Raw genomic sequence first — 225 nt, 5'->3', positions numbered from 1 at the left:
GCTTTCAAGAATCCGAAAACCGGCTCCACGTCAACTTTGCGTTGACGGTAAATCATAGCCGTTTCTTCTTTTGAAAGCTTCGCTTTTACATATTCTTTTTGCTCTTAACTAACCAACCTTTAGTCTTATTAAGACGTAAAAGTTTTGCGCCAAGCAGCGCTTTACTTGTATGGAATTGACCGTACATTAATGCAACATCTTCTCTAGTAGACATGCCCATTGCTT

Annotated in this window: 1 protein-coding gene; it reads right to left on the bottom strand. The window is 39.6% G+C overall.

What is annotated here, in order from left to right; translation table 11 throughout:
- Positions 1-85: 85 nt before the first annotated feature.
- Positions 86-225, bottom strand: a 140-nt coding sequence (locus H131_RS24150) for a DUF3231 family protein (protein ID WP_010861522.1), incomplete at its 5' end; no start/stop codon positions are given.

It is taken from the genome of Lysinibacillus sphaericus OT4b.31 (genome assembly GCF_000392615.1).
GTDB classification, from domain to species: domain Bacteria; phylum Bacillota; class Bacilli; order Bacillales_A; family Planococcaceae; genus Lysinibacillus; species Lysinibacillus sphaericus_B.
Note: the sequence above shows the minus strand (reverse complement) of the source record. Positions and strands in the feature narration are given on the sequence as shown.